General features: G+C 55.3%; 18 protein-coding genes. 10 read left to right on the forward strand and 8 right to left on the reverse strand.

The genetic code is table 11. The features are described from left to right. The first annotated feature begins 6 nt into the window (after positions 1–6). Together FE839_RS00710 and FE839_RS00715 are read left to right on the forward strand one after the other, a co-directional pair. Positions 7–1371: an MFS transporter gene (locus FE839_RS00710; protein ID WP_138358121.1), complete on the forward strand. Its 1365-nt coding sequence runs from the start codon at positions 7–9 to the stop codon at positions 1369–1371. 245 nt (positions 1372–1616) lie between these two features. After that, positions 1617–2981, forward strand: a complete 1365-nt coding sequence (locus tag FE839_RS00715) for an MFS transporter (protein WP_138358123.1) — start codon at positions 1617–1619, stop codon at positions 2979–2981. A gap of 184 nt (positions 2982–3165) precedes the next feature. Here the strand turns inward: FE839_RS00715 and FE839_RS00720 are convergent, their stop codons facing one another. Beyond that, a complete protein-coding gene (locus tag FE839_RS00720; protein WP_138358125.1) occupies positions 3166–3657 on the reverse strand; it encodes a YajQ family cyclic di-GMP-binding protein in 492 nt (163 codons plus the stop codon). 142 nt (positions 3658–3799) lie between these two features. Between FE839_RS00720 and panE the strand changes: the two genes are divergently transcribed. Together panE and yajL are read left to right on the forward strand one after the other, a co-directional pair. Beyond that, positions 3800–4711 (forward strand): 2-dehydropantoate 2-reductase, encoded by a 912-nt coding sequence (gene panE / locus FE839_RS00725; RefSeq protein ID WP_138358127.1) that lies wholly within the window; start codon positions 3800–3802, stop codon positions 4709–4711. Further along, complete coding sequence (gene yajL / locus FE839_RS00730; RefSeq protein ID WP_138358129.1) at positions 4674–5264, forward strand: protein deglycase YajL; 591 nt, start codon at positions 4674–4676, stop codon at positions 5262–5264. Before panE ends, yajL begins: the two co-directional genes overlap by 38 nt. 57 nt (positions 5265–5321) lie before the next feature. Here yajL and thiI read toward each other — a convergent pair whose 3' ends face one another. Beyond that, a complete protein-coding gene (thiI, locus tag FE839_RS00735; RefSeq protein WP_138358131.1) occupies positions 5322–6770 on the reverse strand; it encodes a tRNA uracil 4-sulfurtransferase ThiI in 1449 nt (482 codons plus the stop codon). A 199-nt stretch (positions 6771–6969) separates the two neighbouring features. Here thiI and xseB point away from each other — a divergent pair, with 199 nt between their 5' ends. The 4 genes from xseB to FE839_RS00755 are packed head-to-tail and all read left to right on the forward strand — an operon-like array spanning position 6970 to position 11028. After that, positions 6970–7212 carry an exodeoxyribonuclease VII small subunit gene (xseB, locus tag FE839_RS00740; protein ID WP_138358133.1) on the forward strand — a complete coding sequence of 81 codons (243 nt, stop codon included), beginning with the start codon at positions 6970–6972 and terminating at the stop codon, positions 7210–7212. Then, positions 7213–8112 (forward strand): (2E,6E)-farnesyl diphosphate synthase, encoded by a 900-nt coding sequence (ispA, locus tag FE839_RS00745; RefSeq protein WP_138358135.1) that lies wholly within the window; start codon positions 7213–7215, stop codon positions 8110–8112. Between the two features lie 18 nt (positions 8113–8130). Beyond that, positions 8131–9993, forward strand: coding sequence for a 1-deoxy-D-xylulose-5-phosphate synthase (dxs, locus tag FE839_RS00750; RefSeq protein WP_138358137.1), 1863 nt, complete (start codon positions 8131–8133; stop codon positions 9991–9993). 60 nt (positions 9994–10053) lie between these two features. Beyond that, positions 10054–11028 carry an aldo/keto reductase gene (locus FE839_RS00755; protein ID WP_138358139.1) on the forward strand — a complete coding sequence of 325 codons (975 nt, stop codon included), beginning with the start codon at positions 10054–10056 and terminating at the stop codon, positions 11026–11028. A gap of 32 nt (positions 11029–11060) precedes the next feature. On the opposite strand, the gene pgpA is transcribed toward FE839_RS00755, so the two are convergent. From pgpA to nrdR, 6 genes are all read right to left on the reverse strand, one after another. After that, a complete protein-coding gene (gene pgpA, locus FE839_RS00760; protein ID WP_138358141.1) occupies positions 11061–11576 on the reverse strand; it encodes a phosphatidylglycerophosphatase A in 516 nt (171 codons plus the stop codon). Beyond that, positions 11554–12531 carry a thiamine-phosphate kinase gene (gene thiL / locus FE839_RS00765; protein ID WP_138358143.1) on the reverse strand — a complete coding sequence of 326 codons (978 nt, stop codon included), beginning with the start codon at positions 12529–12531 and terminating at the stop codon, positions 11554–11556. The genes pgpA and thiL overlap by 23 nt, the downstream gene beginning before the upstream one ends. Before the next feature lie 75 nt (positions 12532–12606). Continuing rightward, a complete protein-coding gene (nusB, locus tag FE839_RS00770) occupies positions 12607–13026 on the reverse strand; it encodes a transcription antitermination factor NusB (protein WP_138358145.1) in 420 nt (139 codons plus the stop codon). A 19-nt stretch (positions 13027–13045) separates the two neighbouring features. After that, complete coding sequence (ribH, locus tag FE839_RS00775; RefSeq protein ID WP_045440500.1) at positions 13046–13516, reverse strand: 6,7-dimethyl-8-ribityllumazine synthase; 471 nt, start codon at positions 13514–13516, stop codon at positions 13046–13048. Positions 13517–13604: 88 nt separating this feature from the next. Then, on the reverse strand, positions 13605–14708 hold the full coding sequence (gene ribD / locus FE839_RS00780) for a bifunctional diaminohydroxyphosphoribosylaminopyrimidine deaminase/5-amino-6-(5-phosphoribosylamino)uracil reductase RibD (RefSeq protein ID WP_138358147.1): 1104 nt from the start codon (positions 14706–14708) through the stop codon (positions 13605–13607). 3 nt (positions 14709–14711) lie between these two features. Further along, positions 14712–15161 (reverse strand): transcriptional regulator NrdR, encoded by a 450-nt coding sequence (nrdR, locus tag FE839_RS00785; protein ID WP_138358149.1) that lies wholly within the window; start codon positions 15159–15161, stop codon positions 14712–14714. Positions 15162–15307: 146 nt separating this feature from the next. Here nrdR and FE839_RS00790 point away from each other — a divergent pair, with 146 nt between their 5' ends. Both FE839_RS00790 and FE839_RS00795 read left to right on the forward strand, forming a co-directional pair. Beyond that, entirely contained in the window at positions 15308–15850 is a 543-nt protein-coding gene (locus FE839_RS00790) for a SadB/YajI family lipoprotein (RefSeq protein WP_138358151.1), read from the forward strand. A 296-nt stretch (positions 15851–16146) separates the two neighbouring features. Next, positions 16147–17001, forward strand: coding sequence for a nucleoside-specific channel-forming protein Tsx (locus FE839_RS00795; RefSeq protein ID WP_138358153.1), 855 nt, complete (start codon positions 16147–16149; stop codon positions 16999–17001). The last annotated feature ends 10 nt before the right edge of the window (positions 17002–17011 follow it).

Genomic DNA, 17011 nt, shown 5'->3' on the forward strand with positions numbered 1-17011 from the left:
AGGCTAATGACACAGACTCATCGCCTTGACGTTCGGGAGTTAATCAACGCCAATCCGCTCAGCCGATTCCAGAAACTGGTGGTGTTTTTAGGTTTTTGCGTGATCGCGCTGGACGGTTTTGATATCGCCATCATGGGTTTTATCGCCCCGGCGTTAAAACAGGAGTGGGGAGTAAGCAATCACGAACTTGGCTTCGTGATTAGCGCGGCGCTGATCGGCCTCGCGCTGGGCGCCATTTTCTCCGGGCCGCTCGCCGACTGGCTGGGGCGGAAAAAAATTATCATCAACAGCGTCTTTTTCTTCGGCTTCTGGACCATCGCCACTGCGCTTTCACATAATATTGAACAGATGGTGTTCTTTCGCTTTATGACCGGGCTGGGATTAGGCGCCGCGATGCCGAATATCGGCACTCTGGTATCGGAGTACGCCCCCGAGCGCCAGCGTTCGTTTCTGATTACGATTATTTTTTGTGGTTTCACCTTTGGCGCGGCGGCAGGCGGTTTCTCCGCATCATGGCTGATCCCGAAATTTGGCTGGCATTCACTGATGCTGCTCGGCGGTATTCTCCCGCTGTTGTTCGCGCCGCTACTCATCTGGCTGTTGCCCGAATCAGTGCGCTTTCTGGTGGTTAAGCGAGCGCCAGCCGAACGCATTCGCAAGATTTTGCGGCGCCTCTATCCCGGACAAATCGCCGATAACGCCGAATTCAGCCTCCCGGTACAGCCCGCCAGTACCAATGCGATGCGCATCGTGCTCTCCCGCCAGTATCGCTTCGGTTCGCTGATGCTATGGCTGGTTTACTTTATGGGGCTTTTTTTGGTTTATCTCCTCGGTAGCTGGCTACCGACGCTGGTTAAAGAGGTGGGCCTGACGGTCAGCCAGGCGGCGGTGATGACGGCAATGTACCAGGCGGGCGGAACTATTGGTTCGCTGTTCGCTGGCTGGCTGATGGACCGAATCAACCCGCATCGGGCACTTGGGTTTATTTACGCGGTGGGCGGCCTGTTTACGATGGCGATGGGCTATGCGGCGGCAAGCTTTGCGCTCATTTGCCTGCTGGCATTTATCAGCGGTGCCTGTTTAAATGGCGCAAATACGGGTATGAACGCGCTCTCCGCCCGCTATTATCCCACAGAAGCGCGGGCCACAGGCTCCAGTTGGATGCATGGGGTTGGTCGGATGGGAGCCATCCTCAGCGCCTTTGCCGGGGCTGAAATGCTGGCGCTGAACCTCCGCTTCGAAAGCGTTTTCCTGATCCTTGGCATTCCCGCCGCGATCACCGTCGCCGGGCTGGCGGCTAAAGGTATTTTTGCCGCCGATGCGACGAAAAAATCCGCATCCCCGGCGACGGCAATCAGGAGCGCGCCATAAATTAACCGCGCGGAACCAGGACAAAAACCACCGGAGCCCCCGGTGGTTTCAGATTGGGCTGACCCGTTATCCGTCATTCATCCTCGCCGTTGCGTCTGACCCGCATCGGTGCCGCTGGCAGACCGTCCGGCGATTACCGCCTCCCCTCATCATGCAACACTGTCGTAATATCTGTTAAACAAACATTTATTTACGCTTCATGCTACCACCACTACACTAGTCGCAATTTTTATATTGAGGTAGTAATGAACGATAACAAAATGACGCCAGGCGAACTGCGCGCGACCTGGGGTTTGGGGGCCGTATTCTCTCTGCGTATGCTCGGCATGTTTATGGTCCTGCCGGTTCTGACCACCTATGGCATGGCGTTACAAGGCGCCAGTGAAGCGCTCATCGGTCTGGCAATTGGCATTTACGGGCTGGCCCAGGCAATATTTCAGATCCCTTTCGGCCTGCTTTCTGACAGGATCGGGCGCAAACCGCTGATAGTCGGCGGTCTGTTAATCTTTATTCTCGGCAGCGTTATCGCCGCCCTTTCCGACGCTATCTGGGGCATTATTCTGGGCCGTGCGCTGCAAGGCTCCGGGGCGATTGCCGCGGCGGTAATGGCGCTGCTTTCCGATTTAACACGTGAACAGAATCGCACGAAAGCCATGGCCTTTATTGGCGTCAGTTTTGGCATCACCTTTGCTATCGCGATGGTTCTCGGCCCCATAGTGACCCATCAGTTGGGCCTGCATGCGCTCTTCTGGATGATTGCCGCTCTGGCAACGCTCGGCATTCTGCTCACGCTATGGGTGGTGCCAAACAGCCGTCATCACGTACTGAATCGTGAGTCCGGGATGGTAAAAGGCTGCTTCAGTAAAGTGCTTGCTGAACCCAGACTGCTAAGACTCAACTTCGGCATTATGTGTCTGCATACCATGCTGATGTCCACCTTCGTCGCCCTGCCGGGACAGCTTGAGGCCGCCGGTTTTCCCGCCGCCGAACACTGGAAAATCTATCTGGTCACCATGGTGGTCTCCTTCATCGCCGTGGTGCCGTTTATTATCTACGCCGAAGTAAAGCGCAAAATGAAACGCGTTTTCCTGCTGTGCGTTGCGATCCTGCTGATTGCTGAGATCGTGCTCTGGGGTGCCGGGGGCTACTTCTGGGAACTGGTGGCGGGCGTGCAATTGTTCTTCCTCGCGTTTAATCTGCTGGAAGCGCTGTTGCCATCGTTAATCAGTAAAGAATCACCGGCCGGTTACAAAGGCACCGCAATGGGGGTTTACTCCACCAGCCAGTTCCTCGGCGTGGCGATTGGCGGAGCTGTTGGCGGCTGGGTGGATGGCTTCTTTGACGCACAAACCGTGTTCCTGCTTGGCGCGCTGCTGGCGATGCTGTGGCTACTGGTGGCCAGCACCATGAGTGAACCACCGTACGTCAGCAGCCTGCGGGTCGAGATCCCCGATGATGTCGCTGCGGATGTGATATTACAGGAACGTTTACAGGCCAAAGAGGGCGTAAAAGAGGTGCTGGTGATTGCTGAAGAGCGTTCGGTCTACATCAAAATAGACAGTAAGATCACTAACCGCGTTGAGATTGAGCAGGCTATCAAAGGGGTATAAAAAAGGTTCATCGCAGGTTAGCGTGAACCAATAGAAAACGGCAGTCAGCATTTGCAGGCCGGGTCAGGCGTCAGCCGCCACCCGGCAGAAATACCGGCACAATATCTCATACAGGTTTGTCATCGCTCAAGCGGGGTTAACCCGCTTTTATAGTAATATCAATCCTGCAAAGGCTCCCGCGCGCTTAATCGCGGAAGTTTTTGAACTGGAACGGCTGGCCTAAATCACCGCCGCGCACCAGCGCCATAACCGACTGCAGATCGTCGCGAGACTTACCGGTAACGCGAATTTCTTCCCCTTGAATCTGTGCCTGTACTTTCAGCTTGCTGTCCTTAATAAGCTTGACGATTTTCTTCTGCGTCGCGCTCTCAATCCCTTGCTTCAGCTTTGCATCGACAAACCAGGTTTTACCGCTGTGCACAAACTCATCCGGCACCTCGATTGAGCTGCCTTCAATGCCGCGTTTCAGCAGCTTGGCGCGCAGGATATCCAATAGCTGGTTAACCTGAAAATCAGACTCGCTGAGGACCTTGATGGTCTCGTTTTTTTCGTTCAGTTCAAAGCTCGCTTCAACGTTACGAAAATCAAAACGCGATTCAACCTCACGGCCCGCGTTCTCTACGGCGTTTCGAACTTCCTGAAGATCGACTTCAGAGACAATATCGAAAGATGGCATCTTTTCCTCTCCTTCCGTTTCTTTTGCGTTGCATAATACCTGCAACGCAACATAACTCAACTTGTTATCCCGAGAGGATAACTGATAACGCTATACTTTAGCCATGAACACCTGATGCAGCACTTACAGGTGAGGAGGAATAATGAAAGTAACCGTACTCGGATGCGGTGCACTGGGACAGTTATGGCTAACTGCGCTGTACAAACACGGACATGAAGTCCAGGGCTGGCTACGCGTCCCTCAACCATTCTGCAGCGTTAATGTGATTGAAACCGACGGTAGCGTGTTTAACGAATCCTTCACCGCTAACGATCCTGAATTCCTCGCCAGCAGCGACCTGTTGCTGGTGACGCTAAAAGCCTGGCAGGTTTCTAACGCAGTGAAAAATCTCAGCGCCGCCCTGCCCGCATCATCGCCGGTTCTGTTAATGCATAATGGCATGGGCACTGTGGATGAACTTAAAACCATCAAACAGCCGTTGCTGATGGCTTCGACAACCCAGGCGGCCCGTCGCGACGGCAACGTCATCATCCATGTCGCCAACGGTACCAGCCATATTGGCCCGGCAAAAAACTATCCGCAGGACTACAGCTATCTCGCCGATGTTCTGCAGCGCGTGTTGCCCGACGTTGCCTGGCATAACAATATCTATCCCGCAATCTGGAGTAAGCTGGCGGTGAACTGCGTGATTAACCCGCTGACGGCGTTGAAAAATTGCCGGAACGGCGAGTTACGCGCATACCCGCAGGAGGTCGCCGCGATTTGTTATGAGGTTGCGGCGGTTATGGAGCGCGAGGGAATGCATACCTCGCCGGAAAACCTGTTATTCTATGTTCATCAGGTTATTGAAAGTACGGCAGAAAATACCTCTTCTATGCTGCAGGATATTCTCGCCCAGCGCCATACGGAAATCGACTATATCACTGGTTTTCTGTTAAAACGCGCTCGCGCCCACGGCATCGCCGTACCGGAAAATACCCGTCTGTTTGAACTGGTAAAGCATAAGGAGAATGAATATGAGCGCGTCGGCACTGATTTGCCTCGCCCCTGGTAGCGAAGAGACCGAAGCAGTCACCACCATTGATTTACTCGTTCGCGGCGGCATCAGGGTCACCACGGCGAGCGTCGCCAGCGATGGCGATCTGACCATCGTCTGCTCACGCGGCGTCAGGCTGCTGGCCGATGCGCCGCTGGTTGACGTGGCCGACGGCGATTTCGATATCATCGTTTTACCCGGCGGCATTAAGGGGGCAGAGTGCTTCCGCGACAGCCCGCTGCTGGTCGAAACCGTTCAGCAGTTCCACCGTTCCGGGCGTATTGTCGCCGCGATTTGTGCAGCGGCCGCCACGGTGCTCGTTCCGCACGCTATCTTCCCCATCGGCAATATGACCGGCTTCCCGGCATTGAAAGACAAAATCCCCGCCGAACAGTGGCTGGATAAACGTGTGGTATGGGACCCTCGCGTAAAACTGCTCACCAGTCAGGGGCCGGGAACAGCAATTGATTTCGCCTTGAAGATAATCGATCTGCTGGTTGGGCGCGAAAAAGCACACGACGTCGCTTCACAGCTGGTGATGGCGGCGGGTATTTATAACTACTATGAATAAACGCGAAACGGCAACCCAGGATTGCCGTTTTTCATGTTTGCGCCTTGATGCAAAAAACTAAGGGCGATACACCTTCACGTTGTCAAAGCCCTGCTCGCGCAGATACAGCGCCTGCAGACGGCTCATCACGCCGCGCTCGCACCACAACAGCCAGGTTTTACTCTGGTCGAGATCGCCAAATTTGGTGCTCAGCTTATAGAACGGCAGAGAAACCACCTCCACGCCGTCCACCTTCAGCGGCTTATCGTCCTGTTCATCAACAGAACGGATATCGAGGATCATGTCATCGGGGCCGAAACCGCTGACGGTCTCCACTTCCACCACGTCCTGCCCGGTCTGCTGAGCGATATCGCGAATATCAATGTTATTCGCTTCCGCCACCACTTTATCAAGGATACTGAAATCGAAATGCTCTTCTTCCGCCTCGATCCTGGCCTTCACCGCTTTCACCGTCGGACTTTTCGAAATAACGCCGCAATATTCGGGCATGGTGCGGGCAAAATCTTCGGTGCCGATTTCGCGCGCCAGATTAATAATGTGCTCTTTATCGTGCGAAATCAGCGGACGCAGAATCAGCGTATCCGAAACGTTGTCGATCAGGCGCAGGTTGGTCAGCGTCTGACTGGAGACCTGGCCTAAGGCCTCGCCAGTCACCAGCGCCTGCACGCCGTAGCGCTCGGCAACTTTTGACGCCGCGCGGACCATCATACGCTTGAGCACCACGCCCATCTGGCCGTCATCGACTTTCTCAAGAATTTCACCAACCACCGGTTCAAAGTTAATCGCCACAAAACGGACACGATGAGAACTACCGAAGCGATTCCACAGGTAATGCGCCACCTGACGCACGCCGATTTCATGCGCCGCGCCGCCAAGGTTGAAGAAACAGTAATGCACGCGGCAGCCGCGACGCATCAGCATATAGCTGGAGACGCCGGAATCGAAACCGCCGGAAATCAGTGACAGGACATCTTCCTGAGTACCGATCGGGAAACCGCCAATACCTTCGTAGCGCCCTTTCACCAGCAGCAGACGATCGTTTTCGATCTCAAGGTTGACCGTCACATCCGGGTTGGTCAGCTTCACCCGCGCCGTTTCAATATGCTGGTTTAAACCGCCGCCGACGTAGCGTTCTACTTCAATAGAGGTAAACTCATGCTTACCGCGACGCTTAACGCGCACGCAGAAACTTTTGCCTTCCAGCGTTTCACGCCATAGCGGCAGAGTCTGTTCGAAAATGTCGTGCAGGGAAGTAAAAGGAACATCTTCAACTTCCAGAATATGGTGAATACCGGGAATGCGGGTCAGCGCGTCGCGGATAGCCGGGCGCTGATTTTCATCTTTCGCCCGGACTTCGATATGGTCCCAGTGACGAACGACGGCAAGCGTCTCATCATAGTTCTTGAGAACGTTACGAATGTTCCCGGTTAAGATTTTAATGAAGCGCAATCGCACAGATTGGCTTTTGATGGTGATTTCCGGGAACAATTTAATGATAAACTTCATAGCGACAATAGTTCGTTAGCAAGCCCGGTGGGCTTTTAAGCATAAAAAGTTGTACAGGCGCGATCGGCGTCTGCATCCAGGGCGCGGAGTATACCACTATTGGGCGCTTTTCACCTGGCATTGCGCGTTATTTGATTAACCGCGCGACTTCGTTACCATATTGATCGCTATTAAGACATGACAAGAGTCTATATTCACTATGCCAAAGAAAAATGAGGCCCCGGCCAGTTTTGAAACCGCCCTGAGCGAGCTGGAACAGATTGTTAATCGTCTGGAAAGCGGCTCACTGCCGTTAGAAGAAGCGCTCGGGGAATTTGAGCGCGGAATACAGCTGGCGCGCCAGGGGCAGGCCAAACTGCAGCAGGCAGAGCAGCGCGTACAAATTCTGCTGGCGGATAGCGAAGACGCGCCGCTTACATCTTTTACGCCGGACGCTGAATAAATGGACTTTCCCCAACAGCTACAGGCTTGTGTTGAACAAGCCAACGATGCCCTTCGTCGCTTTATCGCGCCTCAGCCTTTTCAGAACACTCCGCTGGTCGAAGCCATGCAATATGGCGCACTCTTGGGCGGCAAACGCCTGCGCCCGTTTCTGGTTTATGCCACCGGCGACATGTTTGGCGTCAGTCGTTCCACGCTGGACGCCCCCGCCGCCGCCGTTGAGTGCATTCATGCTTATTCGCTGATACACGACGATCTACCGGCGATGGATGATGACGATTTACGCCGCGGCCAGCCGACCTGCCATATTAAATTCGGCGAAGCGAACGCTATTCTTGCCGGAGACGCCCTGCAAACGCTGGCGTTTTCTATACTGAGTGATGCCTCCATGCCGGAAGTGCCGGATCGCGATCGTCTGGCGATGATTTCTGAACTGGCGCAGGCCAGCGGCATCGCCGGTATGTGCGGCGGTCAGGCGCTGGATCTGCAGGCGGAAGGGCAGCAGGTTGATCTGCAGGCGCTGGAGCGTATTCATCGCCACAAGACCGGGGCGCTCATCCGCGCGGCGGTGCGACTGGGAGCATTGAGCGCGGGGGATGCGGGGCGTAAAGCGCTGCCCGCCCTTGACCGCTATGCGGAAAATATCGGTCTGGCTTTCCAGGTCCAGGATGACATTCTTGATGTAGTAGGGGATACTGCGACACTCGGCAAACGTCAGGGAGCCGACCAGCAGTTGGGCAAAAGCACCTACCCCGCCCTTCTGGGACTTGAGCAAGCCCGGAAAAAAGCCCATGATCTGATTACCGACGCCCGCCAGTCGCTAAATGAACTGGCCGCGCAATCTCTGGATATCACGGCGCTGAACGCGCTCGCGAATTACATAATTCAGCGCGATAAATAAACAATAAATGAGTCTCTGATGAGTTTTGATATTGCCAAATACCCGACCCTGGCGCTGGTGGATTCCACCCAGGAGTTGCGTCTGTTGCCAAAAGATAGTCTGCCAAAACTGTGCGATGAACTACGGCGTTATCTGCTGGACAGCGTCAGCCGTTCCAGCGGGCACTTTGCCTCCGGCCTCGGTACAGTAGAGCTCACTGTGGCGCTACATTACGTCTATAACACGCCGTTTGATCGCCTGATCTGGGACGTGGGCCATCAGGCATACCCGCATAAAATTCTGACCGGCCGCCGCGACCAAATCGGCACCATCCGCCAGAAAGGCGGGCTTCATCCTTTCCCGTGGCGCGGAGAAAGCGAGTATGACGTCCTGAGCGTTGGTCACTCTTCGACCTCCATCTCCGCCGGGATTGGGATTGCGATCGCCGCGGCCAAAGAAGATAAGCAGCGCCGCGCGGTCTGCGTTATCGGCGATGGGGCAATAACCGCCGGGATGGCATTTGAAGCGATGAACCACGCGGGCGACATCAAACCCGACCTGTTGGTGGTCCTCAATGACAATGAAATGTCGATCTCCGAAAATGTCGGGGCGCTAAACAACCATCTGGCGCAACTGCTCTCCGGCAAGCTTTATTCCACGCTGCGTGAAGGCGGCAAAAAGGTCTTTTCAGGCGTACCGCCCATCAAAGAGTTGCTCAAACGCACCGAAGAACATCTCAAAGGCATGGTGGTACCGGGAACGCTGTTTGAAGAGCTGGGCTTTAACTACATTGGGCCGGTGGATGGCCACGATGTTATCGGCCTGGTTAATACGCTGAAGAATATGCGCGATCTGAAAGGACCCCAGTTCCTGCATATTATGACCAAAAAAGGCCGCGGCTATGAGCCCGCCGAAAAAGACCCGATTACCTTCCATGCGGTGCCGAAATTCGACCACACCAGCGGCGTGCTGCCCAAAAGCAGCGGCGGTCTGCCTACTTACTCAAAAATCTTCGGCGACTGGCTGTGCGAAACCGCCGCGAAAGATGACAAATTAATGGCCATCACCCCGGCGATGCGCGAAGGCTCCGGGATGGTCGAGTTCTCGAAAAAATATCCTGACCAGTATTTCGACGTCGCTATCGCCGAGCAGCATGCGGTGACTTTTGCCGCCGGGCTGGCGATTGGCGGCTACAAGCCGGTGGTGGCGATTTACTCCACCTTCCTGCAGCGCGCCTATGACCAGGTGATTCACGATGTCGCGATCCAGAAGCTGCCGGTGCTTTTCGCCATCGACCGTGCGGGGATCGTCGGCGCCGATGGGCAGACCCATCAGGGCGCGTTTGATATCTCCTTCCTGCGCTGTATCCCGGATATGGTTATCATGACCCCGAGCGATGAGAACGAATGTCGCCAGATGCTGTATACCGGCTATCACTACAACGATGGCCCGAGCGCCGTGCGCTACCCGCGCGGTTCAGGTACCGGCGCGGCATTTGAACCGCTGTCTTCGCTGGCTATCGGTAAAGGGGTGGTGAAACGCGAAGGTAAGAAGATCGCCATTCTTAATTTCGGCACGCTGCTGCCGCAAGCCGCAAAAGTAGCGGAAAAGCTTGATGCCACTCTGGTGGATATGCGTTTTGCCAAACCGCTGGATGACGCGCTGATCCTGCAACTGGCCGCCGAACATGAAGCGCTGGTGACCCTTGAAGAGAATGCCGTTATGGGCGGTGCGGGCAGCGGCGTGAATGAGCTGCTGATGTCCCGCCGCCGCATGGTTCCGGTGCTGAATCTTGGCCTGCCTGATTGCTTTATTCCGCAGGGAACGCAAGAAGAGGTTCATGCCGACCTCGGCCTCGATGCCGCCGGTATTGAAGCCAAAATCCACGTCTGGTTAGCATAATTCCCATCACGGCTCCTGCTATGCTTAAACGATATTCTTTATTCGTAGCAGGAGCGCATTATGCACTACATTCCCCTTGGCAATACCGATCTGCGCGTTTCCCGGCTGTGCCTCGGCTGTATGACGTTCGGCGAACCGGATCGCGGTAACCACGCCTGGACCTTACCGGAAGAGAGCAGCCGTCCGCTGATCAAGCATGCCCTTGAAGGCGGCATCAATTTTTTCGACACCTCGAACAACTATTCCGACGGCAGCAGCGAAGAGATCCTCGGTCGCGCGCTGCGTGAGTATGCCCGCCGCGATGCCGTTATCGTCGCCACGAAGGTTTACCATCAGGTGGGCGATCTGCCCCAGGGACTGTCACGGGGGCAAATCCTGCGATCCATTGACGACAGCCTGCGCCGTCTCAACATGGAGTATGTCGATCTGTTGCAAATCCACCGCTGGGATTACGCCACCCCGATTGAAGAGACCCTGGAAGCGCTAAACGATGTCGTTAAGGCGGGTAAAGCGCGCTATATCGGTGCCTCGTCGATGCATGCCCGGCAGTTTGCCCAGGCGCTGGCGTTGCAGGAGCAGAATAACTGGGCGCGCTTCGTCACCATGCAGGACCACTACAATCTGATTTATCGTGAAGAGGAAAACGAGATGTTGCCGCTGTGTAGCCGTAAAGGCGTCGCGGTGATGCCGTGGAGCCCGCTGGCGCGCGGTCGCCTGACTCGCCCGTGGGGGGAAACCACCGCCCGTCTGGTATCGGATGAATTCGGTAAGTCCCTCTACAACACAACGGATGAAAACGATAAACAAGTTGCGGCAAACCTTGCCGAAGTCGCGGAAGAACTTGACGCCGGGCGCGCTCAGGTGGCGCTGGCCTGGCTGTTAAGCAAGCCGACCGTGGCCGCGCCGATTATCGGCGCCTCAAGACAGGAACAACTGGATGAGCTGCTTCATGCGGTCGATTTAAGCCTCACGCCGGCGCAGATTGAAAAGCTGGAAGCGCCATATAAACCGCATCCCACAGTGGGATTCAAGTAAACACAACACCCGGCCTGCTGGCCGGGTTGTCGTCAGAACAGGCCTATCGGCCAGTGATGGCCAATTACGTACAGGACCCCGGCGGAAATCACTCCGGCAACGATATCGTCCACCATAATGCCCATCCCGCCGTGGATATTGCGATCGAACCAGCGGATCGGCCACGGCTTCCACATATCAAAAATACGGAAAATAACAAACCCTGCGGCAACCCACTGCCAGTCCAGCGTCGGCAAAGCCATCAGGGTGATCCACATCCCGACAAACTCGTCCCAGACGATACTGCCGTGATCGTGGGTACCCATATCTTTCGCCGTACGGTGACAGATATACACGCCGATGCAGATGCTCATCATCACCACCAGCGAATAGAGCTGCCAGGGGAGAAAAGTCATCAGATACCAGAATGGAATCGACGCCAGCGATCCCATGGTTCCAGGCACGACAGGACTTAACCCGCTGCCAAAACCGGTCGCCAGCAGATGCCAGGGATTACGCATCTTCAGGCGGCTTTTCGCGACATCTTTACTCCGCACCAAAATGGTCATACCCCTTAAAGTTCAGCGTGACCGCCTTCCCCTCGCGGGTAAAGTGCAGACCTTCGTTTTCCGGCAGGATCTGCCCGATACAGGTAAAACGCGCGCCAAGATGGGCGAGAGCGACATCCAGGGCCCCGCGGTTAAGTTCAGGCACGGTAAAGCACAGCTCGTAATCTTCGCCGCCGGAAAGCGCCCAGCGGAGCGCCTGCTCCGCGTCAACCTGGCGCAGCATCGCATCCGAGAACGGCATCATATCCAGATCAACGCGCGCGCCGCAGCTGCTGGCGTTGAGAATATGCCCCAGATCGGAAATCAGGCCGTCGGAAAGATCGATGGCGGAGCTTGCCAGATCGCGCAGCGCCTGGCCCTGCAGAATACGCGGTAGCGGGCGCAGATGGCGCGCCAGCAGATAATCGGCATCGGCCGCGTCTTCAACCTGTAGCCGCGCCTGCAAAATCGCCAGGCCCGCAGCGCTATCCCCCGGCGTCCCGGTGACATAAATCCAGTCGCCCGGCTTCGCTCCGGAGCGCTTCAACGCACGTCCCGGCGGCACGAAGCCGTGAATGCCCAGCGTCATCGACAGCGGCCCGCGAGTGGTATCGCCGCCAATCAGCTGCATATCATAATAGCTAAGCTGAACAAACAGGCTGTCGCTAAAGGCCTCCAGCCACGCTTCGTCCGCTTCCGGCAGGGTCAGAGCCAGCGTTAACCACGCCGGTTCAGCGCCCATTGCCGCAAGGTCGCTCAAATTCACCGCCAGCGCTTTATAAGCCAGGTCGGCAGGGTCGATATCAGGTAAAAAATGGTTTCCCGCCACCAGAGTGTCGGTGCTGATTGCCAGCGTTTTTTTCTCGGGGATATTCAGGAGTGCGCAGTCGTCACCAATGCCGGTTTCAACATCAAGACGGGCGCTTTTTATACGATCAAAATAACGGGCAATCAGGGAAAATTCGCCGCATGCCATACGTTATGCCTCAGCAAAAGAAAAAAATAAGACCGGATTGCAGAGAGCAGAACTCTGCAAAACCGGCCCTGGCGTTTACTTTTTGTTGGGACGAATTACCGGGGCTGCTTTGTCCAGCACGCCGTTGACAAACTTGTGGCTATCTTCAGCGCCAAAGGTTTTTGCCAGCTCGATGGCTTCGTTAATCGCAACTTTGTACGGTACATCGCTGCGCTTTGCCAGTTCAAACAGCGCGATACGCAGCACTGCCTTTTCCACCTGACCCAGCTCGTCCAGCAGACGAGACAGGTACGGCTTCATCAGGCCGTCGAGATATGCGCTGTTAGTCGCCACTCCGGACAGCAGCTCACGGAAATACAGAATGTCCACATCTTTCACATCCTGTTCCGCCAGGAACTGGTATTCGACATCAGCGATGTCGTTCTGGGACAACTGCCAGGAGTAAAGCGCCTGGACAGCACACTCACGAGCGCGGCGACGAGCAGCAGGTTTCACGGAATTCCCCTTACAAAAATCAGGCCTTAATGGCTTTCAATACGTTAATCATTTCCAGCGCGGTCAGCGCGGCTTCAGCGCCTTTGTTACCGGCTTTGGTACCAGCACGTTCGATGGCTTGTTCAATACTTTCAGTGGTCAGAACACCGAAGGCTACCGGAATGCCGCTATCCTGAGCGACGTGCGCCAGGCCATTGCTTGCTCCGCCAGCCACATATTCAAAGTGCGCAGTGCCGCCCCGAATAACGGTACCCAGCGCAATCACCGCGTCATATTTACCGGTTTTTGCCAGCGCGCCAGCCGCCAGCGGCAGCTCATACGCGCCGGGCACCCAAACAACGGTAATGTTTTCATCTTTTACCTGACCAATGCGTTTCAGGGCGTCAATCGCACCCTCCAGCAGGCTGTCATTGATAAAGTTGTTGAAACGCGCAATGGTGATGGCGACGCGAGCGTCCGGGGTAGCAACGTTAGCTTCAATAATGTTCATACTCTTCCTTCGGGTTCATTTGGCCCCGCAAGGGGGGCGGATTCTATCACAATAATCGGCACACTGCTTTCCCTTTTGACCGGGGAAATCAGGCATTCACTAAATGCAGGCAAATATCCGGGCCTACATGACGTATCTCGTTGAATTTGAAATGGGGCGCCTGGCTAAGTTTCTCAAGCCCCGGCAATACGCACAATCCCCGCGCGTCGTTGCCTAACAGTTTAGGCGCAATATAGACGATAAGCTCATCCACCACCCCGGCCTGTAACAGCGCGCCGGCGAGCGCTGGTCCGGCCTCGACCCAAATCGAGTTAATCTGCTGTTTCCCCAGCAGCATCATCAGCGAAACCAGGTCAAGATGGCCGTTATGCGCCGGCACCAGCAGGCTACGCACGTTCTCCGGCCACTGGCGTTCATCTTCGCGGGTACGGGCAAACAGCGTTTCGCCTGCCTGCTGCACAATACGATGCTGCGGCGTCACGCGATTCTGGCTGTCGATGACGATCCGTAAAGGCTGGCGCAGGTCTTCCTGCGGATACAACGCCTGGGTATCGGCATCCAGTTCCTGCCAGCGCACCGTGAGCGCCGGATCGTCCGCCAGCACCGTGGCGCCGCTGGTGAGGATGGCGTGGCTTTGCGCGCGCAGACGCTGCACGTCGCGTCGCGCCTGCGGTGACGTTATCCACTGGCTCTCGCCGCTGGCCATCGCCGTGCGGCCATCCAGCGACGCGCCCATTTTAAGCTGGACATACGGGAATCCCGTGCGCATCCGCTTCAGAAAGCCTTTATTCAGCGCTTCGGCCTCGTTCATCATCAGCCCGTGGCTGACGTCAACGCCTTCCTGCTGCAGACGGTATAAACCGCGCCCCGCGACCTGCGGATTCGGGTCCTGCATCGCGGCGACCACCCGGGCCACGCCCGCCACAATCAGTGCTTCGCAGCACGGCGGCGTCCGCCCGTGATGACTACAGGGTTCCAGCGTGACGTAAGCCGTCGCCCCTTTTGCTTTTTCGCCCGCCATGCGCAGCGCATGAACTTCCGCGTGCGGTTCGCCAGCGCGATAGTGAAAACCCTCGCCGACAATCTCGCCGTCTTTGACGATCACGCAGCCGACATTCGGGTTGGGATGCGTGGTGAAGCGGCCGCGCGCAGCAAGCTTAAGCGCGCGCGCCATGTACATTTCGTCCTGCATGGCTTAATCCTGTAGACGGGCGATCTCTTCGCCGAACTCTTTAATATCTTCGAAACTACGATAGACGGAAGCAAAACGGATATAGGCGACTTTATCGAGCTTTTTCAGTTGCTCCATCACCAGATTGCCGATCATTTTGCTCGGCACTTCGCGCTCGCCGGTGCCGCGCAGGTGGGTTTTAATGTGGTTTATCGCCATTTCCACGTCATCGGCGCTGACCGGGCGCTTCTCCAGCGCTTTTTGCATCCCGCTGCGCAGTTTGTCCTCATTAAAGGGTTCACGCACATCGTTGCTTTTTACCACCCGAGGCATCACCAGTTCCGCCACCTCAAACGTCGTAAAGCGTTCATTACAGACCAGACACTGGCGACGACGGCGCACGGAAGAGCCCTCGCCCACCAGACGAGAGTCGATAACTTTGGTATCTACGGCGAAACAGAAAGGGCAGTGCATAGCGCGTCCTGACATGTAGTTAAACTGGCGGGTAGTTTACCGCGAAGTGACCCGACAACAAAGAAAGAGCTTTTGAGATAAAGGATCTATGGTGCGCTATCCGGACAGACTACCATTAATCATCCTCTGTTAACGGAATCCCAACGATGACAAGACGTTATTTAAAACTGGCCCTCATGGGCAGCCTTTTCACCCTCAGCGCCTGCGCACAGCAAAGCGAAATCCACCAGATGAACCAGAGCGTGAGTACGCTGAGCAAAGAGATGAGCCAGCTAAATCAGCAAACGATAGAAATCACGCAGCAAAACGCCCTGAATGCGAAATCAAGCAGCGGCGTTTACCTGCTGCCGGGAGCGAAAACGCCTGCCCGGCTCAAAACTCAGATTGGCACCCTGCGTATGTCGCTGCTCAACATCACTCCGGAGGGCGACAGTACCCGACTGACCCTGCGCATCCAGGGAGAATCCAACGATCCGCTACCCGCTTTTAGCGCAACGGTCGCCTTCGGGCAGATCCGCGGTACAACCGACAGCTATCAGGAAGTCAACGTACAAAATCAGCTCATTAACGCGCCAGCCAGCATTCTGGCGCCGAGCGATATCAATATTCCGCTGTGTCTGAACGGCGTCTCCCCGGAGCAACTCGGCTTTGTCCGTATCCACGATATCCAGCCCACAGAGATGCAGTAACCTTGTTTCGCCGGCGGTCACAAACCGCCGGCGCTTTCCCGCCTTACGAATCCATTCACAAATTTCCTGATAGGTTCATTAGAAATTGACAATTCTTATGAATTTTAATGGCATTTCGTCAATCAATGCATAAAAATGTGAACGCAATCGATTGCTTATGTCTTCACCATATGAAAAAACACATATTTTTGTGAGCAATGATTCATATAATATACACCACAGAAATATGAAATATTCAGAAACGCTTCGGCGATTCTTGTAACGCCTTCAGGCTTAATTTAAACAGTGGCATCAATATGAAAAAAACATTACTGGCAGCTGGCGCAACTCTGGCCCTTTCCGCATCTTTCTCCGCCAGCGCGGCAGAAAACGACAAACCGCAATATCTGTCTGACTGGTGGCATCAAAGCGTAAACGTGGTGGGGAGCTACCATACCCGTTTCGGGCCGCAGCTGCGTAACGATACCTACCTGGAATATGAGGCGTTTGCGAAGAAAGACTGGTTCGATTTCTACGGCTATATGGATGCCCCGGTATTCTTCGGCGGTAACACCAATGCGAAGGGGATCTGGAACCACGGTTCTCCCCTGTTTATGGAAATTGAGCCGCGTTTCTCTATCGACAAACTGACCGGAACAGACCTGAGCTTTGGCCCGTTCAAAGAGTGGTATTTCGCCAACAACTACATCTATGATATGGGCCGCAATAAGTCTGGTCGTCAGAGCACCTGGTATATGGGTCTGGGTACCGATATCGACACTGGCCTGCCGATGAGCCTCTCCCTGAACGTCTATGCGAAATATCAGTGGCAGAACTACCTGGCTGATAACGAAAACGAGTGGGATGGCTATCGTTTCAAAGTGAAATACTTTGTGCCGCTGACCGACCTGTGGGGCGGTAACCTGAGCTACATCGGCTTCACTAACTTTGACTGGGGCTCCGATCTGGGCGACTCTCAGTACCGTACCAGCAACTCCATCGCCTCAAGCCACATCCTGGCGCTGAACTACGATCACTGGCACTACTCCATCGTAGCGCGTTATTTCCATAACGGCGGACAGTGGGAAAACGACGCTCAACCGGTATGGCAATCCGAAACGGTTAAGTCTACCGGCTGGGCTGGTTACCTGGTCGTCGGTTATAACTTCTGATCAATTCTGA

The sequence above is a fragment of the Klebsiella indica genome, assembly GCF_005860775.1.
GTDB classification, from domain to species: domain Bacteria; phylum Pseudomonadota; class Gammaproteobacteria; order Enterobacterales; family Enterobacteriaceae; genus Klebsiella; species Klebsiella indica.